Here is a 26,987-nt window from a genome sequence, read left to right on the forward strand (position 1 = left end):
TCATGCGGCGCTGGGATCAGCGCCAGCCTTGTTACTTGACGCTACCGACGGCGTCGGCACGACCGTCCTGAAGCTTGACCCACTTGCCGGCATTGGCCGAGGACTGGCGCTTCAGGTAGCGGTATTCGGTTTCGGACCACAGCAGGACCTTGTTGCGCATGTTGTCGAGCACGAAGTCGCCGCGATCGGTGCGTACGGTCAGCACGGCATGACCTTCGCCATTCGGCTGGAGCACGACCGTGATCAGCAGGTTCGAGGGCGAGATGCCGGATTCGATCAGGCGCTTGCGCTTGAGCAGCACATAGTCTTCGCAGTCACCCACCGCATCCGGATAGGCCCATTTTTCCTCGACGCCGTAGATTTCCATGTCGGTCATCGGCTGCACGTCGGTGTTGGCCGCGTAGTTGACATTGAGGATGGTCTTCCAGTTTTCCTGCGTCAGGACGAGCGGACCGGTATCCTTGCCGTTCGAGCGGCATTCATCGGCATATTGCTTGCAGAACTCGTAGTGGCCGATCGGCTGGTTGGTGGCGCCGGCGAGCGGAATGTTGGCCGGCAGCGCCATGGCGGCCTGCGCGGCGGCCAGAGAGAAGAGAAACGCGACTGCCCCTGTCTTGATTGTTTTTGTCATTGTTCTGTCCCCGTTTGATGATGGGACAATGACACGGACTTTTTGATCTTACGCGAAATTCGGAAGTATAAATTAGTTCAAATCAAGATTGCATAAGTATAAAATAAAAACAAAACTTGAATAGAATTTGATCTGTATTTGAGACGCTTTTGACTAAAATCTGAATAAAATTTGCACTATGGAAGCCAGGAGGTATGGCGGCAACCTTTTGATTCTGTGTTGGTATTTCCAGGGTTACGATCGAGGCATGGGTAAGCGCTCCGCCATCGTCTCAACGACATCCCCTTCAGGGGACAGTTTTATCGATAGCGGAAAGGTCTCGGATTGGCTTGTTCGGCCGGTTTCGTTGCTTTCGGGCGATTTCGGCGCGCAAAAAAAGATTCAAAATATTTTGCGGAATTTCGATGTGTCAGGTTGAAACAGCAAAGGGCCCCGCAGGGCCCTTGTGACACAGTCTGGCGTTTGCGCCGTCCCGAAATGCTACAGGAACGAGGTGAGTGCTTCCTTGGACTGCACCGACGAGAATTCGATGGCCACGCCTTCCTGGAAGTGACGCACGACGCGGCCCTTCATGTTGCCGAGCTGGACGGGTGTGCCGAGCGCCGGGCGTACGTCGATATCGACGGCGGCGCCCGAGAGAGAAAGGTCGATGATGCGGCAGGGATAGCGCCGACCGTCGTCAAGGGTGATTTCGGTGCGCGTGTTGCGCGGCGTCAGGCGGTTATGGCGACGGTCTTCCGGCAGGCCGAGTTCGTGTTTGTTGGCGATCCAGGTCAGCTGCGCCGCGAGCTTCTCGCGCTTGCGGTCCGTGGCGGTCAGGGTGATCGCAAAGCCCTCGTCGTTGAGAACGGCGACATTGCCTTCGATGCGGCCGAGATGGTCGACATAGGCGATGATGCGTTCGCCGACGCGCGGGCGGGCGGAGCAGACGAAGCTGGCGTCGCCCGGAGACATGTCGATGACCGAGCAGTCGTATTCATCGTGATTGGGCAGCATCAGCCGGCCTGGCAGGTTCACCGAAACGCGCTGAAAGCTCCGCTGGTCGGGCTGCGGTTTGCGGGCGGCGGGCGATGCTTGCTGAAATGAATACATGTGCGCGCGGGCCTGATGATCTTATGTCTTTCCAAGTCTTAAGCTTTCGCGGTTAACAGAAGGTTTGCCGCGCCCTTGAAAAGTGATGGCTTCCTTACGCTACGGCAATTTTCACTTGCCGCAAGTTGTGGTGCTCTTAATGTTCGCGCGCATCCTCCGCCTGCCGACCGCCTTCGAAGATCCGTAGATGCAGAACGCGGCTGACCGTCTGGCCGAGCGCCGGCGGGCGCATCGCCATGATCGAGGCCGGCATGGGGATTGCCGGCCGGTTGCCGGCGGCAGCATGCGCGCGGCGCGGATCGATCACCGAGAGGGAGCCAAGCGTGGCGTAGCGGAAGGCGGAGAGCGGCGGGCGCTGGCCGGGCAGGGGCGCGAAGGCACCGATGATGCGGTCCGCCACGCGGCCCTTGGAGGCGAGGGGCAGAAGTACGATCTCGGCCTCGGTCGTTTCCAGCGTGCCGTCGACGAGCTGGACCTGCATGATGGCGGGCGCTCCGTGTGCCATGACGTTTTCCGCGATGCGGGCGACCCGATTGCGCTGGTCGGGGGCAAAGAGCGCGTCAAAGGCGGTGCCCTTCAACTCGCGGCCGAACTGCGCGCAGAAGCGGGTACCGGCGAGACGAAAGCGCGGATCGGCAAACCTGATGTGCTCGAGAATGAAGACATCCGGCAGGATGGCGGCGATATCCGCGGGCTCGATTGCGCTGCGCAGTGGAAGAGGGCGCTCGCCACGCTTGCGCGTCCAATAATCGTAAAGCGCCGTTACGGCTTTCGTCTGCATGCTCATATCCATTCGATTCTGTACCGTTCCGGCACGCGAAAGCGGGCAAAACGGGCATTCAGGAGGAGCGGTGCGAGTTTCGTGCCACTCCGATATTAAGGTTAACAATTGGTTTCGATTGCGCGGTTCGGCGGTTTTGGCCAAACATCCGGGCATCCCTCCACGAGGGAATGGTTTACTGCACATCGATTTCAGCCCCGGGGATTGGGGGCACCGGCCGTGAGCGAAAGCTGCACGGCCTTTCTTTTGTCTATATAAGCGCGATTCGTATTTTGTGAGTTTGGTGGATCGGCCATGAGCAGCGACGGCGTAGAGATGCAGGGTGATAGCGCGGATATCCGCAAGCGGGAGCCCGCGTTCAACCTGCCGGGCGGGCTCGTCTTCATGCTGGCGGTGCTGATCGTCATCCATGTCGTGCGCACCTATCTCCTGTCGTCGGTGACCGACGAAAACGTCCTCCTGCAGTTCGCCTTCATTCCCGGTCGCTACACGATCCCCTTCGCGGAGCAGGATCTGGGCTGGCTGTGGAGCCCGATCACCTATTCGCTGCTGCACGGCAGCTGGGAGCATCTGATCTTCAACGCCTTCTGGATGGTCGCCTTCGGTGCGCCCGTCGTGCGGCGCATCGGGCTCACGCGCTTCTTCATCTTCTGGTGCCTTTCGGCCATCGCCGCCGTGGCTTTCCACACGGCGCTGCATTGGGGCGCGATGATTCTCGTCGTTGGCGCCTCCGGCGTCGTCTCCGGTCTGATGGGGGCGGCCGCCCGCTTCGTCTTTTCGCCGAGCGGCCGCATCAGCCGGCAGTTCGCCCATCTAAACCGGCGCCTGACGATCGCCGAGGCGCTGTCGAATCGCTCGGTCCTGGTCTTCTCCGGCATCTGGTTTTTGACCAACTTCCTGATCGGTTTCGGCCAGATCTTCGGCTCCGTCGCCGGTGGCGCTGTGGCCTGGGAAGCGCATATCGGCGGCTTCCTGTTCGGTTTCTTCTTCTTTCCGCTGTTCGACGTCGCGACCGCCGAGACCCGCCGGGATTAACGATAGTCCATTAGCGGTCTTGCAATCGCCTCCTTCGTAGCGCACCATGACATTGTTCCGGTTCGCACATGCACACCGGAACGAGGAACATCCAAGGAGGAAAGGATGTTCCTGGTACAGGCAGGGCATCCCTGCACGGGTGTCCCGCCTCTCTGCGTCATGATGCACACGGGAGGTACGCATGTATGTAAAGACGATACTGGACGAAAAAGGCCGCAACGTCGTGACCGGCGGCCCGCAGCTCACAGTCAGGCAGGCTGCCGTCTATCTCCATGAAAACCATATCGGCGCCATCGTGGTCGTCGATCGCACCGATCGTATCGCCGGCATCGTGACCGAGCGGGACATCGTGGCGGCCGTTGCCCGCAACGGCGCGGACTGCATGGACAAGCCCATTTCCTCCATCATGTGGGGCAACGTCTATCGTTGCGGCGAAACCGAGACCGTCGACGAGCTCATGGAACGCATGAGCAAGTTGCGCGCTCGTCATATCCCGGTGGAAAAGGACGGACGGCTTGTCGGCATCATCTCAATCGGCGACGTGGTGAAATCCCACATCCGCGCGATCAAGCACGAGGCCGACGCCATCAAGGCCTATATCGCCAGCTGACATCTTCATTGAACGGTTTCGGGCGGAACGATTTCCCATCGTCCCGCCCGCCGTGTCTTTAAGGTTGACGTTGGCGTCAGCGCGCCATCACGACTTCCTGCATGCGCTTGATTTCGAAAATCCGCGCCTTGGCTTCCAGATAGCCGCGGTCGATCGATTCGCCGGCGCGGTGGAATTCCGACAGGCCGATATCCGACAGTTTCGGATGCAACGAGAGGTCCGGTGGGTCGCCGGCAAGGCGGGCGCGGGAAATGCGGTCCTGGATGATGTTGAAGGACTGCACCATGACGCCGGTGAGGCCGAGCCGCGCAGCGCTGTCTTCCTGGCGGTTCTCGTCGATCTTCTGGGGGCTCGCGCTGTGCTTGATCACGGCGGAGCGGCCATAGAGATCGTAGTTGAGGTTGACGGCAACGACGAGCGGCTCCTCATGCGCCCGGCAGACCGAGACCGGCACCGGATTGACCAGCGCGCCATCGACCAGTGTGCGGTTGTTGCACTTGATCGGCTCGAAAATGCCCGGGAGGGCGTAGGACGCGCGCAGCGCCGTGATCAGCGAGCCGCTGTTGATCCACACCTCATGGCCGCTGTTGACTTCCGTCGCGACGGCGACGAAGGGGCGATCGAGGTCCTCGATCGAAAGATTTTCCAGATGCTCCTGCATGCGCTTGGTCAGTCGCATGCCGCCGAACAGGCCGGAGCCGCGAATGGTGAAGTCGAGCAGGCTGGCGATGCGGCGCATGGTGAGCGAGCGGGCAAAGGTCTCCAGCTCGTCCAGCTTGCCGGCGAGATAACAGCCGCCGACGAGGGCGCCGATCGAGGTGCCCGCGATCATGCCGATCTCGATGCCTTCCTCCTCCAGCGCCCTGAGCACACCGATATGGGCCCAGCCACGGGCAGCACCGCCGCCCAGCGCCAGCGCGATCTTGGGTTTGCGCGGCGGGGCCGGCGCGGGAATGTGAGACATATCGTTCATGGAAGGGCCGCCCGGATCTGAAGCATCCGCCGTTACGAGACTACGATTAAAACTCCAGTTCAACATGCAGACCTCCGTACCCGAAAGGAATTCGCGGTGAGGCAATCAGTTCCAGTGCCTCGGCGTCCTTGGGAACACAATAAGTGACAGGATATAGGCAGTCTGTGACGCGGGGAACTTTCGCGGTGAAAACCGGCCTGAAAGCCCTGCGAATTGCGTCCGGTCGAGGCTGGAGGAGGGCGCTTGCCCGCGGGATCGTCACCCCCTTCGGGGTGGTCCTGGAAACCGGCCGTGACGCATACGAGCGATGGTGTTCCATGTCCTGATCCGTATGGCGGGGATAACAGCCGCCATGGAGAAGATTAGGCGTCCGGACCGGTTGCCAAAGGGTGAATTTGCGCGGAAAGCCGGCCGGAACCGGCTTGAAATTATGCAGATGATTAATTTTTGCTGTAAACGGCTGCCGGGTCGAATTGCGGGGCGCTGCCGGTAACGGTCAGCACCGCGCCGTCGTCTCCGTTGGTTACAGTGCGATAGAAGCAGGAGCGGCGGCCGGTGTGGCAGGTCGCATCGTGGCCGGCGACGGAAACCTTCAGCCAGACGGCATCCTGGTCGCAATCGGTGCGCAGTTCCACGACGGTCTGGAGGTTCCCTGAGGTTTCGCCCTTCTTCCAGAGCGATTGGCGCGAGCGGCTCCAGTAGTGGGCGATGCCGGTCTCGATCGTCAGCGCCAGCGACTGGGCATTCATGTGGGCGACCATCAGCAGTTCGCCATCCTTCGCATCCGTCACCACGGCCGTCACTAGGCCGTGCTCGTCGAAGCGCGGTGTAAAGGCCGGACCCGTTTCGAGTTCGGCCTTGTCCTTGGAGGGGGCGTCGAAGGTGATCGTCATGGCCGCTGGGCTCCGTCAGGCGGAGCCGTTTTGCCTAGCTCCGGATCATCGTCATGAACCGGACCTGTTCGGTCGGTTCGGTCTTGAAGGCACCGGTAAAGGTGGTGGTAAGCGTTGTCGAGCCCTGTTTCTGGATGCCGCGCATCGCCATGCACATATGCTCGGCCTCGATCATCACGGCCACGCCGCGCGGGTTCAGCGTCTCGTCGATCGATTTCGCGATCTGCGCCGTCATGGTTTCCTGCGTCTGCAGGCGGCGGCCGAAAATCTCGACGACGCGCGCGATCTTGGAGAGACCCAGAACGCGGCCGTTCGGCAGATAGGCGACATGCGCCTTGCCGATGATCGGCACCATATGGTGTTCGCAATGGGAGAAGAACGGAATGTCCTTTACCAGCACCATGTCGTCATAGCCGGCGACTTCCTCGAAGGTGCGGCCAAGCACATCCTCAGCGGCGAGGTCATAACCGGAGAACAGTTCGCGGTAAGCCTTTGCGACGCGCTTGGGCGTATCGAGCAGGCCTTCGCGCTGCGGGTCATCGCCCGCCCAGCGCAGCAATACGCGAACGGCATCCTCGGCTTCCTTCTGCGAAGGACGGTCGGACTGGTCGTCGACACGCGGAAAATTGGTGACTATGGCGTCCATGGACCCATGACCTTTCTGCAGGTTACCTGACGTGTTTATCGGACTCGCCACTGGCCATTCGCCTAACCCTGCAGGCTTGGGTTCCGTTGGCGGGCTCCGGGGCTCTCGGGTCTCGGCTTATCAGTGCGCTCGACCGTCCGGCACGGTTTCCCAAACAACAGGCGAATGCCTTGCCTTCTGCCTATCGCAATTCCAGACAGAAAACCGCTTCGCGCTTTCCCCTGGAACTGCGTTGCTTCTTGCAAAACGCTCACCCCAATACGAGTTATCATATAGTATGGATCACCAAGTGCGAAAGAGGCGGGAGGCGACACGCCGTGCTTTTTTCCCGACGAGACCGGAATAATCTCCTCGGAACATTGAAGATTCCGCAAAAAGCGCGAAAACAGGGATATGATGGACGATATTTATAACAGCCGTATCCTGGAATTCGCCGGCAACATTCCCCGCATCGGCACGCTGCCGGACGCGGATGCCGAGGCCGGCGCTCATTCCAAGCTCTGCGGATCACGAGTGAAGGTGTATCTCAAGCTTGAGGGCGACGCGGTCAGCGACTTCGCGCATGAGGTGAAGGCCTGTGCGCTGGGCCAGGCGTCGTCCTCGGTGATGGCACGCCATGTGATCGGCGCGACGGTCTCGGAAATCCGCCAGGCACGGGAAGACATGCTCGCCATGCTGAAGGCCGACGGCGAGGGGCCGGCCGGGCGTTTCGAGGACATGCGTTTTCTGAAACCCGTCAAGGACTACAAGGCTCGTCACGCCTCGACCATGCTGACCTTCGATGCCGTGGTGGACGCCATCGGCCAGATCGAGGCGAAGCGGCTCGTCAAGGTTGGGTGAGGGGCCGGGTGAGGGATAATGTGTGATGCCCCGGATTGCCGGCACGACGCTTCGCGCCTTGCCCACAAGGGCCGCAACTGGCGGGGACCGTTCCGCAAGACGCCGGGCCGGCTTCTCGGCATGGGCTTCATCCGCTTCTACCAACTGACGCTTTCCGGCTTCATCGGCAATTCCTGCCGGCATTTGCCGACCTGCTCGGAGTACGGATATGAGGCCATCGCACGGCACGGGCTGTGGCAGGGCGGTTTCATGACGTTGTTTCGCGTCGTGCGGTGCGGCCCCGGCGGCACGCACGGGTTCGATCCCGTGCCCGAGAACCTGGAAAGCCGTTTTTCCCCATGGGCGCCCTGGCGGCTGTGGGGCATTTCCCGAGCTGAAAAGGCTGAATCGTGACGACCTATGTCGCCCTTCTGCACTCCATCATTCTGGCCCCTGGAAAACGGCTCGTCATGACGGATCTTCGGGCTATGGCCGAAGAGCTTGGTTTTCGCCAACCGCGCACGCTCGTTGCTACGGGCAACCTGATCTTCGACGCCGAGGATGCGCCGCTTTCCGAAATCGAGATGCGGCTTGAGGCTGCTTTTCAGGCGCGCTTCGGAAAACATGTCGATATTCTCCTGCGCACGGCCGATGCATGGAGGCGCGTCGCCGCCCAAAATCCCTTTCCGCATGACAACGCGCAGGATGTCGGTATCCGGGTGATGCGAAAACCGCTTGGCCGGGATGTGTTGCCGAAACTCGAAGCGCTTGCCACGCCGTACATCCGGCTCGCGATCGTCGATGGCGACCTGTGGATCGATTTCGGCGGCAAGCCGAGTGAGACGCGACTTTTATCGCACCTGACGACGAAGAAGCTCGGCATCGGCACACTGCGCAACGCCAACACCGTCAACGGCCTCGCGAAGATGCTGGGTTGATACCGCGGGTCGCGTCTCCTGGTTGTTCGTCTTCCATCCGCTTTTGCTCCGATTATGCGGCGAGCCGTTTTGGCGGGAAAAAAGCGCGCGAAGCTCCTATTTGTGGGCGTTGCCCGCTGTGCATTGCCATGCTCAAAAAGACATACCGTTTTTGTCCAAGGGCAGGTTCGGAGGCTTGAGGAGGAGTGCGGGCATGACAGCGAGAACGTTCGGCAAGTCGTCGGCGGAAGCGATCAAGCGCGAGAAGGATCGCCTTGCCGCGCTCGACAATCTCGATCTTCTCAATAGCCCGCGCGACGAAGGGTTCGACCGTTTTGTCCGACTGATCCAGCAGATTTTCACCGTCGAGATCGGTCTCGTGTCGCTGATCGACGGCCATCGGCAATGGTACCAGGCCTGCTCGGGGCTTTCCGCCGACGAGGTGCCGCTGGAAGATACGTTCTGCCGTTATGTGCTGAACGACGAGCAGCCGATGGTGGTGCAGGACGCGACCAAGGACCCACGCTTCGTCACCCATCCTGCCGTCACCGGTCCAGACCATGTCCGCTTCTATGCCGGCGTGCCGCTGAGGACCAAGGCCGGGCATGCGATCGGCACCGTCTGCGCCATCGATCGCACGGCACGCTCCTTCGGCCGCAGGGATCTCGATATCCTGCAGGAACTCGCCGGGGCTGCGATGGACCGGATCGAACTGATGCAGACCGCCTCCACCGACAGCCTGACCGAGGCCCTGACCCGTCGGGCCTTTAAGCGCGAGGCGGAGCAATTGATCGCGGCGGCGCTGCGCCATAAACATGATTTGGCCTGTGTGGTGCTTGATGTTGATCACTTCAAGAAGGTCAACGATACCTACGGCCATGCGGCTGGAGACGAGGTGCTGAAGGCGGTGGCCGCGACCTGCCGGTCGAAACTGCGCGTGAGCGATCTGTTCGGGCGGCTGGGCGGCGAGGAATTTGCCATCCTGCTCTCTCATGTCGGTGCCGAAGACGCGATGAGCGCTGCCGAAAAGCTCCGGGCGGAAATTGCTGCACGGGAGATTTCGGGCGAATTCGGCACGCTGAACGTCACCGCCAGCTTTGGCGCGTCCGCGCTCTCCATTGTCGGGCGCGATATCGAGACGCTGCTCGCGCAGGCGGATGCGGCCATGTACCAGGCGAAGGGGGCCGGTCGCAATCGCTGCGTCGCCTTCACCTCCATGCAGGGCGCGGACGGGATGAGCGCGCGCCGCCGTGTCCTCAAGGCCGGCAATATCGTCTTCAACCACCGCCGCTCGACGATCGATTGTACCGTGAAAAGCCTTGGCGTTGACGGTGCCGGCATCACGGTCAGCAATACCGCGGGCATTCCGCCGGAGTTCATGCTGGCCATCAAGGCCGACGGGTTCGAGACGAACTGCTCGGTCATCTCCCGCGACCGGCAGAACCTCGAAGTCGCCTTCCGCTAGCCGCGGCGAGTGAGGCGGCGCAAATCCTTCATCTCCGCTTCGGAAAGCGCGCGCACGGCGCCTTTTTCCAGATCGCCGAGCTGGAGATTGCCGATGGAGACGCGCATGAGGCGCAGGCAGTCGATGCCGAGCGCTTCCAGCATGCGGCGGATCTGGCGGTTGCGGCCCTCGTCGAGGGTGATTTCCAGCCAGGAGGTCTTCTCGCCCTCGCGCAGCTTGCGCACCGTTTTCGCGCGTAAAAATTCGCCGTCGTGATGCACGCCGGCTTCGAGCGCCGCGAACACCGCCTCGTCGGCGATGCGGTCCATCTGGACGTGGTAGGTCTTGGCGACATGGGTCGCGGGGTCGAGCAGGGCGTTGGCGAATTCCGTGTCGTTGGTGAAGAGCAGCAGGCCTTCGCTGGCCTTGTCGAGACGGCCGACGGGGGAAAGATGGGCGCCGGAGAAACCCTTGAGGCAGTCGAACACCGTCGGGCGTCCCTCTGGGTCGTGGCGGGTGGTGACGAGGCCGCGCGGCTTGTTCAGCATCAGGTAAAGGCGCGCTTCGGCGACGACGGGTTTACCGTCGACGGTGATGACGGCGTCTGTGAGGTCGATCCAGGTTTCCGTGTCGGTGACGGTGCGGCCGGAAAGGGCGACGCGGCCCTCGGCGATCAGCGCCTCGGCCTGCGTGCGCGAGCAGAAGCCGAGTTTGGAGAGCGCGCGGGGCAGGGTGACGCGTTTGCCGTCCGGCGCCGGCTTCTGCTTTGCGGCCGGGTGGCCGGCAGGTGCGCGCACTGTCCCGCCTGCCTTGCGGGCGGTGGCCGGCTTGTGCCTGTTGCGCGTATCCTTTGCCATGCTGTCGCGGAAAGCCTCTATGGTTATGATTGACCGCTCCGCCCTTGCCATTCTAAAGCCGGGTCCGTCCAGCTAATATTGTATCGCACACGAGGCCACCGTTGACACAGCAAGACATCACAACCGAACTCGTGACGCTGCGCGACTACTGGCGCTATGCGATCTCGCGCTTCAATGCCGCCGATCTGAGCTACGGCCACGGCACGACGACGGCGAGCGACGATGCGGCCTATCTGCTGCTCGACAGTCTGGAACTGCCGATCGACGCGCTCGATCCCTTCCTCGATGCCCGCCTGCTGCCCGAGGAACGGCGCCTGCTGGCCGAGCGCATCGAGACGCGCGTGACGACCCGCAAGCCGTCGTCCTACATCACCGGCCGTGCTTATATCCAGGGCGTGCGCTTCCATGTCGACGAGCGGGTGATCGTGCCGCGCTCGCATATCGGCGAAATCCTGTTTGCCGAATATCTCGGCGAAAACGGCTCGTCCTTCCTGCCCGATCCGATGGCGGTCACAAGCGCCGTCGATATCTGCACCGGCTCCGGCTGCCTTGCCGTGATCGCCGCAAAATTCTTCCCGCAGGCGACGGTGGATGCGGTGGACCTCTCGGCCGATGCGCTGGAAGTGGCGAAGATCAATCTCGACGAACACGATGTCGAGGACCAGGTGACGCTCTATGAGGGCGACCTCTTCGCCCCGCTCGAAGGCCGCACCTACGACCTCATCATCACCAATCCGCCCTATGTCGACCATGAGGCGCTGGAAGGCTATCCGCCGGAATTCCGCGCCGAGCCGGAAATGGCCCATGACGGCGGTGTCGACGGGCTCGATCTCGTGCGCCGCATTCTGGAGGCAGCGCCCGCCTACCTCAATCCCGAGGGCGGCATGATCTGCGAGATCGGCTCGGGCCGGGAAATCCTCGAGGAGGAATTCCCGCATCTCGATTTCGTCTGGCTGGAAACGGCCGAATCGCAGGATGCGGTGTTCTGGATCTCGGCGGAATCGCTCGGCGTCTCCTGATCCTTCTCCGCGGCTTTGCCGCGCCTTCCGCGCCGGCCGCCATGGCGTCCGCATTTGCGGCGGCGCGGCAGGCCTTCGGGCAAAGGCCACACGAAGGGCTCTTCCTCCCCGTCGTCGCTTTCGTCCTCGTCCGGCATCGGCTGCGCGAGGATCGCATCCATCTCGTGGCGCACCTCGTCCATGGCCTTGAACAGGCGCCGCATGTCTTCGCCGGTCGCGATGCAGGGCGGATAGGTCTCGGCATCCGGTATGTCACCGGCGTCGCTGCCCGGCCATCGGCATCCCGCGCAGCGGCGCGCCCGCCGGCAGCGCGGCAGGCGGCAGGTGCGGAAGAAGCCGGCCCGGCTTGCCGCGTATTGAGCGACGGCGAGGCCACCGTCGTCATCGTCGTCGTCGCCGCACTCTGCCGGTGAAACCGCGCCCTGACTGTCGAATGTCATCGAAGCTTTCCCAAGATTGCGCGCAGCCGGAAACGGCCCGCAGGGTTTCCCATCGGGTTGAAGGCCTGCGAAACCGGAGAACCGCGCGAAAGCGTTGCCTCTGGAGTGGGTGGTATGGGTGGCTTCGCTTTCGCGCGGCCCAGGCGTTCTTCGGAGGCGGTCTTGTCCTCCTTCAGGCATGGCAAGGCTTCGCTGCGCATCGTGCTGGCGCCTATGCCTTTCCGAAAACCGCTACGCGCTTTTCGGGGACATGCGCCGTCACGCTGCTTGCATGGCGGACCCAAACCGACCCCGCGACCCGGGGAAGGGGGAAGCCTCGCCCGCCGCAATTCCCGCCGGCCCGATCCCATGAAGACACGGAAATAGGCTTTCGGTCACCACGGCGCTCCACGCCTCTTTCGCCCTTGCCGTACGTTTCGGCAGGAAACGAAAGCGCCTCCTCCCGCCCGCATCGACACGTTACGCGATCCGTCCGGCGGCGGAAGGAGGTTTAGGATAGGGTGAGTTTTGGGGGGCGGGGAAAATTACATCTTGCGCGTTTAATATTTTTCCCCTCTAATGAGGGGGCGAATCTTAAACGGAGTTATGTATGGCCATTTTTCGCACGGCAGTAATCGATAACGTACCCGAGGCTGAGCGCAGGTTGGCAGACTTCGGTCTTACGCTTCTTCAGATATTGGCCGTCCGAGATGCTGCGCGAGCGGCCGCTGACGATGCTAGCCCCTTGATGCCGCTGAACGCTCCTGGAACTCTGGCTTATATTCATGGCGTATCAACGTTACGTCAGCAGCTTGTCGAGGGGGATTGGATTATCGACCGGACCCTAGGGGTTGAGGCGGTGATCAATCATAATCTCGGTCTCCGTATCGGCTATCAGAATGTAGATCAGGCATGTGATTCGATCTTCAAACCGATGCCACGCTCTGCTAAAGGCCCCGGATCTGAACAGATGTGCAGCCTCCCGCTTTTTGAATTTTACGGGATGACACTTCAGGCAGATAAGGACCGCTTGCCGAACGAGAGCTTAAAAGATCCGCATTCCGATCGGATAACCACATATTTCGTGATGGTTGGGGAAGATGGGAGCGTTGAGTTGTCCAGCCCAATCATTAGCAATCAACGTTATTCGGATTTTCGCGAGCGGATATTCATTGACCGCCCCGGCGAAGATTGGTCTGAGCAAATTGAATCTGATACTGGCCCCATGGATGATTTTGATGTGCCCGTTTCCTTCAAAGAAACTCCGTGATGTTTAGTGCAGAGCGAATGAAGCTTGCTCGGTCAAGGCGGAAGCTTTCTGGCAAGGAGCTAGCAGAAAATGCCGGATTGACGGCGGTTACTATCTCAAAGACAGAGAACGGACATCAGCCCGACGAGGCCACGGTCGAAAAAATCGCAAGCGCACTTAATTATCCAGTCGAGTTCTTTTATATGGAAGAACCTGCGACATTGGATACGCGCGCTGTTTCATTCCGCAGCTTAAAAAAGATGAGCGCTGCTGAACGTGACGCTGCTTTGGCGGCAGGTTCGATCGGTATCGCATTTTATGACTGGATTGATGGACGCTTCAATTTACCGACACCAGATCTAATTGATCTGAGTAAGGAGCGAGAGCGTCCAGAAGTTGCCGCACGGCTTTTGCGACAACATTGGGGGCTTGGTGACAGGCCCATTGGTAGCCTGCTTAAGCTTTATGAATCGAAAGGAATTCGCGTTCTTAGTCTTTCTGAGAACACTCAGAATGTAGATGCATACTCTTTTTGGCATTCTGACCGTCCTTATATGTTTCTGAACCAGAAGAAGACGGCTGAAAGGTCTAATTTTGACTCCGCTCATGAATTGGCGCATTTGGTATTGCATTTTCATGCCGGAAGAGATTCTGCAATGATTTCCGATGCGGAGAGGCAGGCGGATCAATTCGCATCTGCTTTTCTTATGCCTGAGGCGGACGTTAAGAATTACATGAGTGGGGTTTATAGCGCGTCACAGATAATTAAATCTAAGGCGCGTTGGAAAGTCTCGGCAATGGCGCTAGCAACTCGTTTGCATGGGCTTAACATGCTTAGTGATTGGAGTTATCGATCAATTGTTATTGATCTTGGCCAGAAGGGGTTTCGTAAAGGGGAACCGCTTGGGATTGAGCGCGAGGCGTCAACGGTTTTAGCAAAAGTACTATTTGCCCTTTGGAAAAAAGGGGTTACGAGGTCTCAAATCGCGACAGATTTGAACCTGCCTTGGGAAGAGGTAGAGACATTGATATTTGATCTGGCCGGTCAAATATCTGTTCGTCCGACCGCGCCACATCTAAAGCTGGTTGAGTAGTGCTCTGAAGGGGCAGATGTAAGCCCCTTCCAATCCCCCCAAAATCGCCGTATACCGCCCCCCGCAACGCGCCGGCGCATCCGGCCTTTTACCCTCGCATACCACCCGCATTCGTTGGCGGGACTGGATAGGAGATTTTTTGATGTCTGCACCTGTTTCCCTGACCTTTCCCGATGGCTCCGTCCGCGAATATCCCGCGGGCTCGACGGGGCGTGATGTCGCCGAGGCGATTTCCAAGTCTTTGGCCAAGAAGGCGATTGCGATTGCGCTCGATGGCGAGCTGCGCGATCTCTCCGAGACCGTTTCCAACGGGCGGATCGAGATTGTCACGCGTGAGGACGATCGTGCGCTGGAGCTGATCCGGCACGATGCCGCGCATGTGATGGCCGAGGCCGTGCAGGAGCTTTGGCCCGGCACGCAGGTGACCATCGGTCCGGTCATCGACAACGGCTTCTATTACGACTTCGCCAAGAACGAGCCCTTCACGCCGGATGATCTTCCCAAGATCGAAAAGCGCATGAAGGAGATCATTCAGCGTAACAAGCCGTTCACGCGGGAAGTGTGGTCGCGCGACAAGGCGAAAGAGGTCTTTGCCGCCAAGGGCGAGGCCTACAAGGTCGAGCTGGTCGATGCGATCCCGGCGGGGCAGGACCTGAAGATCTATTACCAGGGCGACTGGTTCGACCTGTGTCGCGGCCCGCATATGGCTTCGACCGGCCAGATCGGCACGGCCTTCAAGCTGATGAAGGTCGCGGGCGCCTATTGGCGCGGCGATTCGAACAATCCGATGCTGACGCGCATCTACGGCACCGCCTGGCGCACGCAGGAGGAGCTCGACACCTATCTCAACATCCTCGCCGAGGCCGAGAAGCGCGACCACCGTCGCCTCGGCCGCGAAATGGACCTGTTCCATTTCCAGGAGGAAGGGCCGGGCGTCGTCTTCTGGCATGGCAAAGGCTGGCGCATGTTCCAGACGCTCGTCGCCTATATGCGCCGCCGTCTTTCCGGCACCTATGAAGAGGTGAACGCGCCGCAGGTGCTCGACAAGTCGCTGTGGGAAACGTCTGGCCACTGGGGCTGGTATCGCGACAACATGTTCAAGGTGACCGTTGCCGGCGACGAGACCGACGACGAGCGCGTCTTCGCGCTGAAGCCGATGAACTGCCCGGGCCATGTGCAGATCTTTAAGCATGGCCTGAAGTCTTATCGCGAACTGCCTGTTCGCCTTGCAGAATTCGGCAATGTACATCGCTATGAGCCTTCGGGTGCGCTGCACGGGCTGATGCGCGTGCGCGGCTTCACGCAGGACGATGCGCATGTCTTCTGCACCGACGAGCAGATGGCGGCGGAATGCCTGCGCATCAACGACCTGATCCTCTCGGTTTATAAGGACTTCGGGTTCGACGAGGTCGTCGTGAAGCTCTCGACCCGTCCGGAAAAGCGCGTCGGTTCCGATGCGCTTTGGGACCGGGCGGAAAGCGTCATGATGGATGTCTTGAAGCAGATCGAGGCGCAGTCCGGCGGGCGCATAAAGACCGGCATCCTGCCGGGCGAGGGTGCGTTCTACGGGCCGAAGTTCGAATATACGCTGAAGGACGCCATCGGCCGCGAATGGCAGTGCGGCACCACGCAGGTCGACTTCAACCTGCCGGAACGCTTCGGCGCCTTCTACATCGACCAGAACTCCGACAAGAAGCAGCCGGTGATGATCCACCGCGCCATCTGCGGCTCGATGGAACGCTTCCTCGGCATCCTGATCGAGAACTTTGCCGGCCATATGCCGCTGTGGATTGCCCCGCAGCAGGTGGTGGTGGCGACCATCACCTCGGAGGCGGACGACTATGGCCGCGAGGTGGCGGAGAAGCTGCGCGACGCCGGCATGACCGTCGAGACCGACTTCCGCAACGAGAAGATCAACTACAAGGTCCGCGAGCATTCCGTGACAAAGGTTCCGGTCATCGTCGTCTGCGGCAAGCGGGAGGCGGAGGAGCGCACCGTCAACATCCGCCGTCTCGGTTCGCAGAACCAGACGTCGATGACGCTGGACGAGGCGATTGCCTCGCTGTCGCTGGAAGCCACGCCGCCCGACGTCAAGCGCAAGCTCGGCAAGGCGTGATGGCGACAAGGCCTGTCTGAAAAGGTTCATGATCCCGTGCTATCTGGCGCGGGATCATTTTTTTGGGGAATGCCGTGCGGTTCAAGGAACTGTCTTACGCCAACGAGAACGATCCGCGCCTCAAACGTTGGTTCATCCGCTCCATGGAAGGTCTGGCCGGGCGCAACCGCTATGCGCGGCTCTACAACATCTGGCGCACCTCCATCGTTGGCACCAGCGCGCGCGTCTTCGGCGATATGCTTGATCTCATCAATGTGCGGCTCAACGTGCAGGGCGCCTGGCCGCCGGCGAACCTGCCGGACGGGCCTGTCGTCATCGTCGCGAACCATCCCTTCGGCATCGGCGACGGTATTGCCGTTCTGGCGCTGGCGGAGCAGCTCGGGCGTCCCTTCAAAGTTATGATCCATAACGATCTTCTGAAGGTGCCGGAAATGCAGCCCTATGCGCTGCCGGTCTCCTTCGAGGAGACGAAGGAAGCGCTCGCGCTCAACATGAAGACGCGGGCGGAAGCCGTGCGGCTCCTGAAGGAGGGCACGACTGTCATCGTGTTCCCGGCGGGCGGTGTGGCGACGGCGAAGAAGGTTTTCGGGCGCGCGGAAGATCTGCCATGGAAGATGTTTCCGGCAAAGCTCATCCAGGCGGCGCAGGCCAATGTCATTCCGGTCTATTTCGAGGGGCAGAACGGGCGGCTCTTCCATCTCGCCAGTAAGGTTTCGCTGACGCTGCGGCTGTCGCTGCTCATCCGCGAGTTCCGCCGGCTCTCGGGCTCGACGATTGCCGCACGAATCGGCGGCGTCTTGTCCTGGGCGGAGCTTGATTCGGAGGACCGGAAGACGCTGACGGCGCGGCTCTATGAGGCAGTGTTTGCGATGGCGCCGCAGCCTAAGCCTTTTTTGCGACGTGCCAGTTAGTCGACGACATCCTCGGCGGCGGCCTTCTGGTCGTTCGCCTTTTCGTCGAGCAGCACCTCGACATCCGTGTTGACGCCGGCCTGCACGGTGAAATCACGCTGGTAGATCTTGTTCTTGTTCCGCGCGACCGCGATGTAGCTGCCTTCGGCGAGCACGACGGTCGGGAAGGCGCCGACGCTTTCGGAGACGGTGTCGCCCGAGGACGTCAGGATCGACCAGGCGGTATCGGCGATCGCCTCACCGCCGGCTTCGGAGACGAGTTTCAGCGTGAGTTTGGCGGCGCGGTGCTGGATGGTGGCACGTGTAAGCTTGCCGGCTTCCACCTGGATATCCGCGCGGATGACGGCATTGACCGTGCCGTAGTCTGAAACGACATGGTAGGTGCCGGCGTTGAGGCGGACTACGGAGTTCGGCTTCACGTCGTCGACGACGAGGTTGCGCTCGCCGTCCTCGCGTATTTCGGCGGCGTAGATGGCAAAGCTCAATTCTTTCGGCGGAATGCGGACGTCCGAGCCGGAAACGGCGTTCAGCATGATGCCGCCGGCATCGAGCACCATGACCTGCTTGTCGACGTCGCCGCTGTCGGGCACGACGAGCTTCTTCGTCGCACCGGCGCGGCCGAAGGCGACATTGACGAAATATTCGCCGGGCACCAGCTGGAAGGCCGCCGTGCCGCCTTCGGAGGTGGCGAGCAGCGGCAGTTTTCCGTCAGAGCCGGGGATGGGCGAGAAGACGCGCCAGGTCAGGCCATGCTGCATGGGGCTGCCGTCCTTGGTCAGCAGTGCCTCGCAGGTGATGTCGCGCAGGTTCTTCTGGGTGGCTTCACCCGTGATGATCGGATTGAATGAGGTGAGCTTGCCACCCTTCACCGGCGGGGTGGTGATCTGCGAAAAGCTCTCTACCGAATCCTGCGCGCGCACGGGAACGAGCGACGCGACAAGGCTCGCGACGGTAAGGCCCACGACGACGAGGGGATGGAGAGGCATGCGCATGGATGTGGTTGACTTCCTGACTGTAAGGCTCCACTTGAAGACGCGTCTAATGGCATTTTCAAGGCCGGCCCGCCGGCACGATATTGGAACTCCCGCCCGATGAAAACCGAAATCAAGCTGATCGATTATCTTTCGACCCGCCGGTCTATCCCTGCCTTCCAGATGAGCGAACCCGGCCCCTCGAAGGGTGAGGTGGAGGAGATGCTGACGCTCGCCTCGCGCGTGCCCGACCACGGCAAGCTCGCGCCCTGGCGCTTCATCGTCTATCGCGGCGAAGAACGCCGCCGCATCAGCGAGGAACTGGCCAAGATCGCGATGGGCGACAAGCCTGATCTTTCGGACGAGATGGTGAAAGTGGAGAACACGCGGCTGACGCGCGCGCCCGTCGTCGTCGCCGTTGTCAGCCGTGCCGCCCCGCATTTCAAGATCCCGGAATGGGAGCAGGTCATGTCGGCTGGCGCCGTCTGCCTCAACCTGGTCATGGCCGCCAATGCGCATGGCTTTGCCTCGAACTGGCTGACGGAATGGTACGCCTTCGACAGCCGCGCCTATGCAATCCTCGGCGTCAACGAGGGTGAGAAGATCGCCGGCTTCATCCATATCGGCACGCCGGCCGTGCCGCCGACCGAGCGCCCGCGCCCGGAACTGGCCGATATCGTCACATGGGTCGGCGATGACGCGTGACACGCTGTTTTACGAAACGGCGGAAAATGCGCATGGCCTGAAGCACGATCCCTTCAAGGCCATCGTCGCTCCACGCCCGATCGGCTGGATCGGAACGAAGGCGGCGGACGGCCGGCGCAACCTGTCGCCTTACTCGTTTTTCAACGCGGTGAGCGATACGCCCAAGCTGGTGATGTTTTCCTCCAGCGGGCACAAGGATAGCGTGACGAATATCGAGGAGACGGGTGTCTTCACCTGCTCGCTGGCGAGCCGGCATCTCGCGGAGCAGATGAATGCGAGTTCGATCGTCGTGCCGCGCGGCATCGATGAGTTCGAGCTCGCCGGGCTGACGCCGTTGACGGGGCGGCTTGTCGATGCGCCCTATGTCGGCGAGGCCTATGCGGTGCTGGAATGCCGGATGACGCAGATCCTGCGGCCGGTGGATATCGAGGGACGGGAATCCGACAACTGGATCGTGTTCGGCCAGGTGCTCGGAATTCATATCAGCCCGGAAATTCTTCGGGATGGCCGCATCGACATGGCCGTCGCGCGCCCGCTCGGGCGCATGGGCTATATGGACTATGCCGATGGCGGGGCGGAGGTCTTTGCCATGATGCGGCCGAAGGCTGGGTGAAAACCGTTATTCGGTGGTCAGAAGCAGCGGCCGGTGATCGGACACCTCCGGCGTCTCGATGACGGTGAACGTTTCGACGCCTACCGCCTCGTTTATCAGCATGTAATCGGCATAACGCCCCGGCTTCGTGTAGAGCGAGGTCCGCGTGTCGGTGAAGCCGCGTGTGGTGACGAGGTCGGTTAGCCCGAGACGACCGAGCGTCGTGAAGGTGTTGCTCTCGGGCAGCACGTTGAAATCGCCACACAACACGAGGCCTTCACCGTCGCGATGTACGCGACCGATGAGCGAGACGAGGGCTGCTGCTTGTTTGTCGCGCGTCGGCGTGTCGCCCTTGCCGTCGAGTTCGCGCAGGCCGTGGAACTGCGCGACCGTCATCGCGCGGTCCACCTTGTAATCGTAGAGGCGGAAGACGTGGGCGTTTCGGGCGCGCGGATGGGCGCCGAAACCGTGCGGGGAAAACGTGCCGTGCACGAAATCCAGCGCCTGGCCGATGATGGCGATATCCTGCCGAATGAATGTGGCGAGGCCGAATTCCTGATGGCAGGGGCGGTCGCCGTCCATCAGTTCGCCACGCGCGGTCGGGGCGAAGAAGCCATCGTGATCGGGCAGACCTGCGGCGATCTCACGATAGAGATTGGCACGCTGTTGAAGCTCGACCGGACCGTCGCGGTAGGTCAGCCAATCCGAGCGCGCGCCAACGGCGCGCGGTACCTCCTGCAGGCAGTAGACGTCTGCATCAACGGCGGCGAGGTAGTCGAGAAGCGGCGCATGCAACATGCCGCCCCAGACATTCAGCGACAGGATTCTCATACGCTGCTCCTTCGACGGGCGGTTCAGCCCGTCTGCGAGAGGTCGCCCATGCGGTTCCAGGCATCGAGGCCGGCGATCTTGTAGGCTTCGGCGAGTGTCGGATAGTTGAAGGTGTTTTCGACGAAATATTCGACGGTGCCCTTCAGGTTCAGAACGGCCTGGCCGATATGGACGAGTTCGGTGGCACCTTCGCCGACGATGTGCACGCCGAGCAGGCGGCGGGTCTTCAGCGAGAAGATCATTTTCAGGAGGCCGGAATTGAGGCCCATGATGTGGCCGCGCGAGGTTTCGCGGAAACGCGCCATGCCGCATTCATAGGGAATGCCGCGCTCCTTGACCTCTTCCTCGGTGAGGCCGCAGGTCGAAATTTCCGGCACGGCATAAATGCCGTAGGGGAAATATTTCGGCGGCTCCTTGGCGATGGCGCCGACGGCGACGCGCGCGGCGATGCGGCCCTGTTCCATCGAGGTGGAGGCAAGCGCCGGGAAGCCGACGACGTCGCCGGCGGCGTAGATATGCGGCACTTCCGTCTGGAAGGTTTCCGGGTTCACGCTGAGGCGGCCGCGCTGGTCGGCGGTGAGGCCTGCGGCGGCGAGGTTGAGGCTATCCGTCGCGCCGACGCGGCCGGCGGCATAGAGCACCATGTCGCAGGTGACATGGCGGCCGTTGTCCAGTGTGATCTCGCATTTGCCGTTTTCGAGCTTCTCCACCTTGTCGGCCTTCTGGCCGAGGATCAGCTTCATGTTGCGGTCACGCAGATCGTGGATGAATTCCTCGATGATCTCCTTGTCGATGAAATCGAGGATGGTCGCCTTGGGATCGATGACCGTGACCTGCGTGTCGAGCGCCGAGAAGATCGTGGCATATTCGATGCCGATGACGCCGGCGCCGATGACGGCCATCGAGCGCGGCAGTTCCTTGATGTCGAGCAGTTCGTCGCTGTCCAGCACGCTGACGCCATCGAACGGAATGTTGTCGGGGCGATAGGGTTTCGTGCCGACGGCGAGCATGATGCTTTTCGCCTGGACATGGATGGTCTCGCCGTCGTCCTTGGCGATCTCCATCGTATCCGCCGTCACGAATTTCGCCTTGCCACGGATGTGCTGCACGCGGTTGCGGGCGAACTGGTGCTCCAGCACCTCCACCTCGTGATCGAGCGTGATGAGCAGGCGGCGGCGCAGGTCGTCGGCGCTGATCTCCTGCTTGACGCGGTAGGCGCGGCCGTAGAAACCGCGCTCGCGCCAGCCGGAAAGGTTCAGCGCGGTCTCGCGCAGCGTCTTCGACGGGATGGTGCCGGTGTGCACCGAAACGCCGCCGACGCGCTTGCCCTGTTCGATGACCAGAACCTTGCGTCCAAGCTTGGCCGCCTGGATGGCGCCGCGGCGGCCTGCCGGGCCGCTGCCTACGACGACGAGATCATATTCCTGCATGTGAGATGGCCCCAAGTCCTGTGCGGGAAGAATCGTATTGCATTGCAGCAATTGTCTTCGCCGGGCAAATTTCGTCAACCTGATGTGGCAGAAAACCGTTTCAATCGGATGAAGGATCGGTCATCCGACTCCATTGTTTCTTAACGCAATTCCGGACGCAAAACCGTATGACACTTTTGCTGGAATTGCTTGGAATTCACATAAGTCTCAAGCCTTTGAGGCTCGCATGTCCGTCCTTGCCGATGATGATGTGATCATGCACCGTAATACCAAGCGGACGGGCGGTTTCCACGATCGTCTTCGTCATGTCTATGTCCGCCCGCGACGGGGTGGGATCGCCGGAGGGGTGATTGTGGACGAGGATGATGGCGGTGGAGGAGAGTTCGAGTGCGCGGCGCACCACCTCGCGCGGATAGACCGGCGTGTGATCCACCGTGCCGCGTCCCTGCACCTCGTCGGCGATCAGGGCGTTGCGCTTGTCGAGGAAGAGAATGCGGAACTGTTCGCGCGGTTCATGCGCCATCGCGGCATGGCAATACTGGATGACCGACGACCAGGAGGCGAGCACCGTCTTGTTGCGGATCTCGCTTTTCAGCGTGCGTTGCGCGACGGCGGAGATGAGCTTCAGGTCGAGTGCGACGGCCTCGCCGATGCCTTTCACCTCCTGCAGGAGCGCCGGCGTGGCGCCGAAGACGCCTGACAGCGTGCCGAAACGGTCGAGCAGGGCCTTCGCCACCGGCTTGGTGTCGCGGCGGGGAATGAGGCGGAAGAGCAGGAGTTCGAGGATTTCGTAATCGGCAAGGGCTGTGTCGCCGGCATCGCGGAAGCGGGTGCGCAGACGGTCGCGGTGGCCGTGGTAGTGTTTGTCTTCCGGAGGCGGAACCGCCTTTGCGGAAGACGTACGGGCCGGGCGCTCGAAGAAATGGCCGCGCTCGTCGTCTTCGTCGAAGAGATCGTCGGCGGGCGGGGCGGCGTCCTCCAGCGTGGAGGAGGAGGATTTGCCCGAGCGTCCGCGCGATCCCGTCATGGGCGGCCTATGAAGACAGGCCGGGACGGTCGAGACCGCCGGGCGACAGGGTGAAGATTTCGCAGCCATCGGCGGTGACGCCGACAGTGTGCTCGTATTGTGCGGAGAGCGAGCGGTCGCGGGTGACCGCGGTCCAGCCATCGGACAGCACCTTCACATGCGGTCGGCCGAGATTGATCATCGGCTCGATGGTGAAGATCATGCCCTCCTTCATTTCCGGGCCTTCGTTTGCCCGGCCGTAATGCAGGATGTTCGGCGCATCGTGGAACAGCCGCCCGACGCCGTGGCCGCAGAAATCGCGCACGACGGAGCAGCGCTCGGCTTCCGCATAGGTCTGGATGGCTTCGCCGATGGCGCCGGTGCGCGCGCCGGGCCTGACGGCGGCGATGCCGCGCATCAGGCATTCATGGGTGACTTCGAGCAGACGCTCGGCGGCGCGCTTCACTTCGCCCACGGGATACATGCGGCTCGAATCGCCGTGCCAGCCGTCGAGGATGAAGGTGACGTCGATATTGACGACATCGCCGTCGCGCAGCGGCTTGTCATTGGGAATGCCGTGGCAGACGACGTGGTTGATCGAGGTGCAGCTCGACTTGGTGTAGCCGCGATAGTTCAGCGTGGCGGGTAGGGCGCCGTTGTCCATGCCGAATTCGAAGACGAAGCGGTCGATGACATCGGTCGCAACGCCGGGCTTCACCAGCGGGTAGAGCTCATCGAGGCAGCGTGCCGTCAGCTGGCAGGCCTTGCGCATGCCGTCGAAGGCCTCCGCGTCGTAGAGGCGAATCACGCCCGTGTTCTTCAGCGGCGCGGAGGTCGCGTCGATATAGGTCACCATGGTCCAACTTTCGCTCGTCTTTCCTGACCGTCATAAAACAGCGGCACCGGGTTCGTCCATGGCGATCGCGGCCACGGGGCGGATTTGCTTGGATGTAACGGCACATTTCACCGCATAGGCCTCGACGCCGCGCGCCATGGCGCGCTGAAAACCCTTTGCATAGGTCGGGTCGAGATCGGCGCAGATGCGGAATCGCTCGCAATCCTCGCGCTGGATCAGGTAGAGCATGACGGCGCGAAACCCGGCCTCGGCCATGTCGCCCAGCTCTTCCAGATGTTTTGCGCCGCGTTCCGTCACTGTATCCGGGAACTCGGCGAGGTTGGGCGTGCGACGGAAATGCACGTTCTTGACCTCGACATAGGCCGGCGGTCGCGCGTCTCCCGAGAGCAGAATGTCGATGCGGGAGTTGCGGCCGTATTTCCTTTCGCGCTCCAGCACAGGATAGGTGGCGAGATCGGCAACGAGGCCCGCAAGGATCGCTTCCTCCGCCAGCCGGTTCGGCAGGCCGGTATTGATGCCGACCACCGTGTCGTCGGCCTCAACCAGTTCCAGGCGGTGGCGGTGCTTTCGCGTCGGGCTGTCGCTTGTCGACATCCAGATACGCGAGCCCGGCGCGGTCAGGCCGCGCATCGAGCCGGTATTGGGGCAGGAACCGGTGATCGCCGAGCCGTCGTCGAGGATGGCGTCGAACAGGAAGCGCTTGTAGCGCTGCACGAGGGTGCCGGACACGAGCGGCGGATCGAAGATCATGTCTGCTCAGGCACGCACGCGCACATAGGAGCCGGGGGCCTCCTCGATGGAATTCATCGTGCCACCGGTCTTGCGGGCGGGCACCATGCGGTCGTCCTCGGCCTTGATCCATTCATGCCAGTTCGGCCACCAGGAGCCGGCGGTTTCCGTTGCCTTCGCCGCCCAGTCCTCGAACTCGCCCGTCACCGGGCCGCCGGTCCAGTACTGGTACTTCTTCTTGTCCGGCGGGTTGACGACGCCGGCGATATGGCCGGAGCCGGCCATGACATAGGTGACCTTGCCGCCGAAGAACTTGCTGCCTACGAAGACCGATTTCGCCGGCGCGATATGGTCCTCCTTGGTGGCGAGATTGTAGATCGGGATTTTCACGTCCTTCAGCGACAGCGTCTTGCCGGCAAGCTTCATCTCACCCTTTGTGAGCGTATTCTTGAGATAACAATTTCTCAAATAAAACGAATGGTTGGCGGCGGGCATTCGTGTGGAATCCGAATTCCAGTAGAGCAGGTCGAAGGGCATCGGATCTTGGCCCTTCAGGTAGTTGTTGACGAAATAGGGCCAGATGAGCTCGGAGGCGCGCAGCATGTTGAAGGCGGTCGCCATCTTGGAACCGTCGAGATAGCCGGTCGCCTTCATGCCGCGCTCGATGACGTCGATCTGGTCCTCGTCGGCGAAGACCTTGAGATCGCCGGCATAGGTGAAATCGACCTGCGTGGTGAAGAGCGTCGCGGTGCGGATTCGCTTGTCGCCTTCCTGGCCATGCAAAGCGAGCGTGGCGGCCAGCAGCGTGCCCCCGACGCAATAGCCGATGGCGTTGACCTCTTCCTCGCCCGTCGCCTGCTTGATCGTGTCGAGCGCGAAACCGATGCCTTCTCGGGCGTAGGATTCCCAGTCCTTGTCGGCGTGGCGCTCGTCCGGGTTGACCCAGGAGATGACAAAGACGGTGTGACCCTGATCGACTGCCCATTTGATGAAGGATTTTGCCGGGTTGAGATCGAGGATGTAGAATTTGTTGATCCAGGGCGGGCAGATGAGGAGCGGGCGCTTGAGCACCTTTTCCGTCGTCGCGTCATATTGGAGGACCTGGCAGACATCGCTCTGGGCGAGCACCTTGCCCGGCGTCAGCGCCATGTTCTCGCCGATGGCGAACTTGCTGGTGTCGGTCTGGCGCAGCTTCAGGTCGCCCTTGCCGGCGGCGATGTCCTCCGCCAGCATCTTCATGCCGCGCACCAGGTTTGCGCCGTTCGAGGCGACGGTCTCGCGGTAGAGCTGCGGGTTCGTCGTGACGAAATTGGTCGGCGAGATCGCGCTGGCGATTTGCTTCACATAGAAGCCGGCCTTGTGGCGGGTGTGCTCGTCGAGCCCGTCGGCATCGGCGACGAGCTTTTCGGCCCAGTCGGACGTCACGAAATAGGCCTGGCGCAGGAAATCGAAGAAGGGGTTTTTCACCCAGTCCTCGTCGGCAAAGCGCTTGTCCTTGGCATGCGGATCAGGGGCGGCCTCGGCCTCCTGGCCGCCGAGCTTGTTCAAGGTGCGCGACCAGATGTTGAAATAGCTGCCGAGCAGCATGGTCTGGGCTTCCAGCGTGCGACGCGGATCAGCCAGCCAGTATTCGGAGACCTTGGAGAGCGTCTTGACCATGTCGACCATCGGCTCCGAGACCGTATCGACCTTCTCGCCGCTTTCGCGCGGGGCGAGCCAGGCGGAAGCAGCCTTGCCGAGCTGTTCGACCGTGCGCGCCATGTTGACCGTCAGCGCTTCGGGATCCTTGACGATATAAGGTTCGATCGCTGCGGGATCGAAAGCCTGAAAACCGGGCTTGTCCGCTGTCGCATCGCGTTCGCCCGCTTTGCTGTCCTCGGCCATCTTTCCCTCCCGATTTTATTGTCTCTTTTGTATTTTTACATTCTCTACGAAACAGATTACAAGGGCCTGACAGCCTTTCCAGGCAATATCCGGAACCGGTCGTTTCGACAGGAGCATACAGCCACATGGCGTTCGAAATCAGGCGCTTGAGCGCCGTCTTTCTCATGGCCGCCGTGCCGGTCGTTCTCGCGGCCTGCGCCTCTTCGACCTCGACGCAGTCGGCCGCGACGGTCAATGCCGGTGCCAACCGCTCCGAAGCCTATCCTGACATCACCGCCATCGTCAGCGCCGAGACGCAGCAGATGGGCGACGAGGAGGCCTCCGCCATTAGTGCGCGCCTGACATCGCTGACCAGCCGCCGCCGTTCCGGCGCGATTTCCGAGGCCGAATACCGTCGCCAGCTCGCCGAACTGCAGGCCCTGCGCGATGGCCATGGCCGAGAGACGCTTTCGGAAATCCAGAAGACGAATTAGCACT

At 61.5% G+C, this 26,987-nt stretch carries 30 protein-coding genes; 16 read left to right on the forward strand and 14 right to left on the reverse strand.

Annotated features, from left to right (window positions below; translation table 11 throughout):
- Nucleotides 1–31: 31 nt before the first annotated feature.
- Nucleotides 32–631: a transglutaminase-like cysteine peptidase gene (locus tag AC27VQ_RS12985; RefSeq protein ID WP_488716569.1), complete on the reverse strand. Its 600-nt coding sequence runs from the start codon at nucleotides 629–631 to the stop codon at nucleotides 32–34.
- A 247-nt stretch (nucleotides 632–878) separates the two neighbouring features.
- Here AC27VQ_RS12985 and AC27VQ_RS12990 point away from each other — a divergent pair, with 247 nt between their 5' ends.
- Nucleotides 879–1,049 (forward strand): hypothetical protein, encoded by a 171-nt coding sequence (locus AC27VQ_RS12990; protein WP_488716570.1) that lies wholly within the window; start codon nucleotides 879–881, stop codon nucleotides 1,047–1,049.
- 62 nt (nucleotides 1,050–1,111) lie between these two features.
- On the opposite strand, the gene AC27VQ_RS12995 is transcribed toward AC27VQ_RS12990, so the two are convergent.
- Both AC27VQ_RS12995 and AC27VQ_RS13000 read right to left on the reverse strand, forming a co-directional pair.
- A complete protein-coding gene (locus tag AC27VQ_RS12995; protein WP_313531129.1) occupies nucleotides 1,112–1,723 on the reverse strand; it encodes a PilZ domain-containing protein in 612 nt (203 codons plus the stop codon).
- Nucleotides 1,724–1,859: 136 nt separating this feature from the next.
- The gene (locus tag AC27VQ_RS13000; RefSeq protein WP_488716571.1) at nucleotides 1,860–2,504 is read right to left on the reverse strand and encodes a PAS domain-containing protein; all 645 of its coding nucleotides are present in this window, start codon (nucleotides 2,502–2,504) and stop codon (nucleotides 1,860–1,862) included.
- A gap of 294 nt (nucleotides 2,505–2,798) precedes the next feature.
- Between AC27VQ_RS13000 and AC27VQ_RS13005 the strand changes: the two genes are divergently transcribed.
- Together AC27VQ_RS13005 and AC27VQ_RS13010 are read left to right on the forward strand one after the other, a co-directional pair.
- Nucleotides 2,799–3,539: a rhomboid family intramembrane serine protease gene (locus tag AC27VQ_RS13005; RefSeq protein WP_488716572.1), complete on the forward strand. Its 741-nt coding sequence runs from the start codon at nucleotides 2,799–2,801 to the stop codon at nucleotides 3,537–3,539.
- A gap of 181 nt (nucleotides 3,540–3,720) precedes the next feature.
- Complete coding sequence (locus AC27VQ_RS13010; protein WP_313531125.1) at nucleotides 3,721–4,149, forward strand: CBS domain-containing protein; 429 nt, start codon at nucleotides 3,721–3,723, stop codon at nucleotides 4,147–4,149.
- 76 nt (nucleotides 4,150–4,225) lie between these two features.
- On the opposite strand, the gene AC27VQ_RS13015 is transcribed toward AC27VQ_RS13010, so the two are convergent.
- The 3 genes from AC27VQ_RS13015 to folE all read right to left on the reverse strand — a co-directional run bounded on the left by AC27VQ_RS13015 (nucleotide 4,226) and on the right by folE (nucleotide 6,661).
- A complete protein-coding gene (locus AC27VQ_RS13015) occupies nucleotides 4,226–5,188 on the reverse strand; it encodes a patatin-like phospholipase family protein (protein WP_313531123.1) in 963 nt (320 codons plus the stop codon).
- A gap of 374 nt (nucleotides 5,189–5,562) precedes the next feature.
- Complete coding sequence (gene hisI, locus AC27VQ_RS13020) at nucleotides 5,563–6,015, reverse strand: phosphoribosyl-AMP cyclohydrolase (protein ID WP_488716573.1); 453 nt, start codon at nucleotides 6,013–6,015, stop codon at nucleotides 5,563–5,565.
- A 34-nt stretch (nucleotides 6,016–6,049) separates the two neighbouring features.
- Nucleotides 6,050–6,661 carry a GTP cyclohydrolase I FolE gene (gene folE / locus AC27VQ_RS13025; RefSeq protein WP_298096500.1) on the reverse strand — a complete coding sequence of 204 codons (612 nt, stop codon included), beginning with the start codon at nucleotides 6,659–6,661 and terminating at the stop codon, nucleotides 6,050–6,052.
- Nucleotides 6,662–7,054: 393 nt separating this feature from the next.
- On the opposite strand from folE, the gene AC27VQ_RS13030 reads away from it, so the two are divergent.
- From AC27VQ_RS13030 to AC27VQ_RS13045, 4 genes are all read left to right on the forward strand, one after another.
- A complete protein-coding gene (locus tag AC27VQ_RS13030) occupies nucleotides 7,055–7,501 on the forward strand; it encodes an iron-sulfur cluster assembly scaffold protein (protein WP_488716574.1) in 447 nt (148 codons plus the stop codon).
- Nucleotides 7,502–7,519: 18 nt separating this feature from the next.
- Nucleotides 7,520–7,894 carry a membrane protein insertion efficiency factor YidD gene (yidD, locus tag AC27VQ_RS13035; protein WP_488716575.1) on the forward strand — a complete coding sequence of 125 codons (375 nt, stop codon included), beginning with the start codon at nucleotides 7,520–7,522 and terminating at the stop codon, nucleotides 7,892–7,894.
- Nucleotides 7,891–8,418, forward strand: coding sequence for a DUF1697 domain-containing protein (locus AC27VQ_RS13040; RefSeq protein WP_488716576.1), 528 nt, complete (start codon nucleotides 7,891–7,893; stop codon nucleotides 8,416–8,418). The genes yidD and AC27VQ_RS13040 overlap by 4 nt, the downstream gene beginning before the upstream one ends.
- 193 nt (nucleotides 8,419–8,611) lie before the next feature.
- The gene (locus tag AC27VQ_RS13045) at nucleotides 8,612–9,862 is read left to right on the forward strand and encodes a sensor domain-containing diguanylate cyclase (protein ID WP_488716577.1); all 1,251 of its coding nucleotides are present in this window, start codon (nucleotides 8,612–8,614) and stop codon (nucleotides 9,860–9,862) included.
- Here the strand turns inward: AC27VQ_RS13045 and AC27VQ_RS13050 are convergent.
- Entirely contained in the window at nucleotides 9,859–10,698 is an 840-nt protein-coding gene (locus AC27VQ_RS13050) for a pseudouridine synthase (protein WP_488716578.1), read from the reverse strand. The genes AC27VQ_RS13045 and AC27VQ_RS13050 overlap by 4 nt on opposite strands.
- A 101-nt stretch (nucleotides 10,699–10,799) precedes the next feature.
- Here AC27VQ_RS13050 and prmB point away from each other — a divergent pair, with 101 nt between their 5' ends.
- From prmB to AC27VQ_RS13080, 6 genes are all read left to right on the forward strand, one after another.
- Nucleotides 10,800–11,717: a 50S ribosomal protein L3 N(5)-glutamine methyltransferase gene (gene prmB / locus AC27VQ_RS13055; RefSeq protein ID WP_488716579.1), complete on the forward strand. Its 918-nt coding sequence runs from the start codon at nucleotides 10,800–10,802 to the stop codon at nucleotides 11,715–11,717.
- Between the two features lie 41 nt (nucleotides 11,718–11,758).
- Nucleotides 11,759–12,130, forward strand: coding sequence for a hypothetical protein (locus AC27VQ_RS13060; protein ID WP_488716580.1), 372 nt, complete (start codon nucleotides 11,759–11,761; stop codon nucleotides 12,128–12,130).
- 616 nt (nucleotides 12,131–12,746) lie between these two features.
- The gene (locus AC27VQ_RS13065) at nucleotides 12,747–13,406 is read left to right on the forward strand and encodes a hypothetical protein (RefSeq protein WP_488716581.1); all 660 of its coding nucleotides are present in this window, start codon (nucleotides 12,747–12,749) and stop codon (nucleotides 13,404–13,406) included.
- A complete protein-coding gene (locus AC27VQ_RS13070) occupies nucleotides 13,406–14,479 on the forward strand; it encodes a helix-turn-helix domain-containing protein (RefSeq protein WP_488716582.1) in 1,074 nt (357 codons plus the stop codon). The genes AC27VQ_RS13065 and AC27VQ_RS13070 overlap by 1 nt, the downstream gene beginning before the upstream one ends.
- A 142-nt stretch (nucleotides 14,480–14,621) precedes the next feature.
- On the forward strand, nucleotides 14,622–16,595 hold the full coding sequence (thrS, locus tag AC27VQ_RS13075) for a threonine--tRNA ligase (protein ID WP_488716583.1): 1,974 nt from the start codon (nucleotides 14,622–14,624) through the stop codon (nucleotides 16,593–16,595).
- A gap of 74 nt (nucleotides 16,596–16,669) precedes the next feature.
- Nucleotides 16,670–17,506 carry a lysophospholipid acyltransferase family protein gene (locus AC27VQ_RS13080; RefSeq protein ID WP_488716584.1) on the forward strand — a complete coding sequence of 279 codons (837 nt, stop codon included), beginning with the start codon at nucleotides 16,670–16,672 and terminating at the stop codon, nucleotides 17,504–17,506.
- Here AC27VQ_RS13080 and AC27VQ_RS13085 read toward each other — a convergent pair.
- The gene (locus AC27VQ_RS13085) at nucleotides 17,503–18,498 is read right to left on the reverse strand and encodes a hypothetical protein (RefSeq protein WP_313528600.1); all 996 of its coding nucleotides are present in this window, start codon (nucleotides 18,496–18,498) and stop codon (nucleotides 17,503–17,505) included. The two genes, AC27VQ_RS13080 and AC27VQ_RS13085, sit on opposite strands and share 4 nt — an antisense overlap.
- Nucleotides 18,499–18,597: 99 nt before the next feature.
- Here AC27VQ_RS13085 and AC27VQ_RS13090 point away from each other — a divergent pair, with 99 nt between their 5' ends.
- The gene (locus tag AC27VQ_RS13090) at nucleotides 18,598–19,182 is read left to right on the forward strand and encodes a nitroreductase family protein (RefSeq protein WP_313528602.1); all 585 of its coding nucleotides are present in this window, start codon (nucleotides 18,598–18,600) and stop codon (nucleotides 19,180–19,182) included.
- A 4-nt stretch (nucleotides 19,183–19,186) separates the two neighbouring features.
- On the forward strand, nucleotides 19,187–19,795 hold the full coding sequence (locus tag AC27VQ_RS13095) for a flavin reductase family protein (RefSeq protein ID WP_488716664.1): 609 nt from the start codon (nucleotides 19,187–19,189) through the stop codon (nucleotides 19,793–19,795).
- Nucleotides 19,796–19,801: 6 nt separating this feature from the next.
- Here AC27VQ_RS13095 and AC27VQ_RS13100 read toward each other — a convergent pair whose 3' ends face one another.
- From AC27VQ_RS13100 to AC27VQ_RS13125, 6 genes are all read right to left on the reverse strand, one after another.
- Nucleotides 19,802–20,605: an endonuclease/exonuclease/phosphatase family protein gene (locus tag AC27VQ_RS13100; protein ID WP_488716585.1), complete on the reverse strand. Its 804-nt coding sequence runs from the start codon at nucleotides 20,603–20,605 to the stop codon at nucleotides 19,802–19,804.
- Between the two features lie 23 nt (nucleotides 20,606–20,628).
- The gene (gene sthA / locus AC27VQ_RS13105) at nucleotides 20,629–22,035 is read right to left on the reverse strand and encodes a Si-specific NAD(P)(+) transhydrogenase (protein WP_488716586.1); all 1,407 of its coding nucleotides are present in this window, start codon (nucleotides 22,033–22,035) and stop codon (nucleotides 20,629–20,631) included.
- Between the two features lie 196 nt (nucleotides 22,036–22,231).
- Nucleotides 22,232–23,062, reverse strand: a complete 831-nt coding sequence (radC, locus tag AC27VQ_RS13110) for a RadC family protein (protein WP_488716587.1) — start codon at nucleotides 23,060–23,062, stop codon at nucleotides 22,232–22,234.
- A 7-nt stretch (nucleotides 23,063–23,069) separates the two neighbouring features.
- Nucleotides 23,070–23,897, reverse strand: a complete 828-nt coding sequence (map, locus tag AC27VQ_RS13115; protein ID WP_488716588.1) for a type I methionyl aminopeptidase — start codon at nucleotides 23,895–23,897, stop codon at nucleotides 23,070–23,072.
- A gap of 30 nt (nucleotides 23,898–23,927) precedes the next feature.
- Nucleotides 23,928–24,647, reverse strand: coding sequence for a DNA/RNA nuclease SfsA (gene sfsA / locus AC27VQ_RS13120; protein ID WP_313528610.1), 720 nt, complete (start codon nucleotides 24,645–24,647; stop codon nucleotides 23,928–23,930).
- 6 nt (nucleotides 24,648–24,653) lie between these two features.
- Nucleotides 24,654–26,510: a PHA/PHB synthase family protein gene (locus AC27VQ_RS13125; protein ID WP_488716589.1), complete on the reverse strand. Its 1,857-nt coding sequence runs from the start codon at nucleotides 26,508–26,510 to the stop codon at nucleotides 24,654–24,656.
- Between the two features lie 125 nt (nucleotides 26,511–26,635).
- Between AC27VQ_RS13125 and AC27VQ_RS13130 the strand changes: the two genes are divergently transcribed.
- On the forward strand, nucleotides 26,636–26,983 hold the full coding sequence (locus AC27VQ_RS13130) for a hypothetical protein (protein ID WP_421593780.1): 348 nt from the start codon (nucleotides 26,636–26,638) through the stop codon (nucleotides 26,981–26,983).
- Nucleotides 26,984–26,987: the final 4 nt, after the last annotated feature.

It is taken from the genome of Shinella sp. 20P9.1.1, assembly GCF_057798995.1.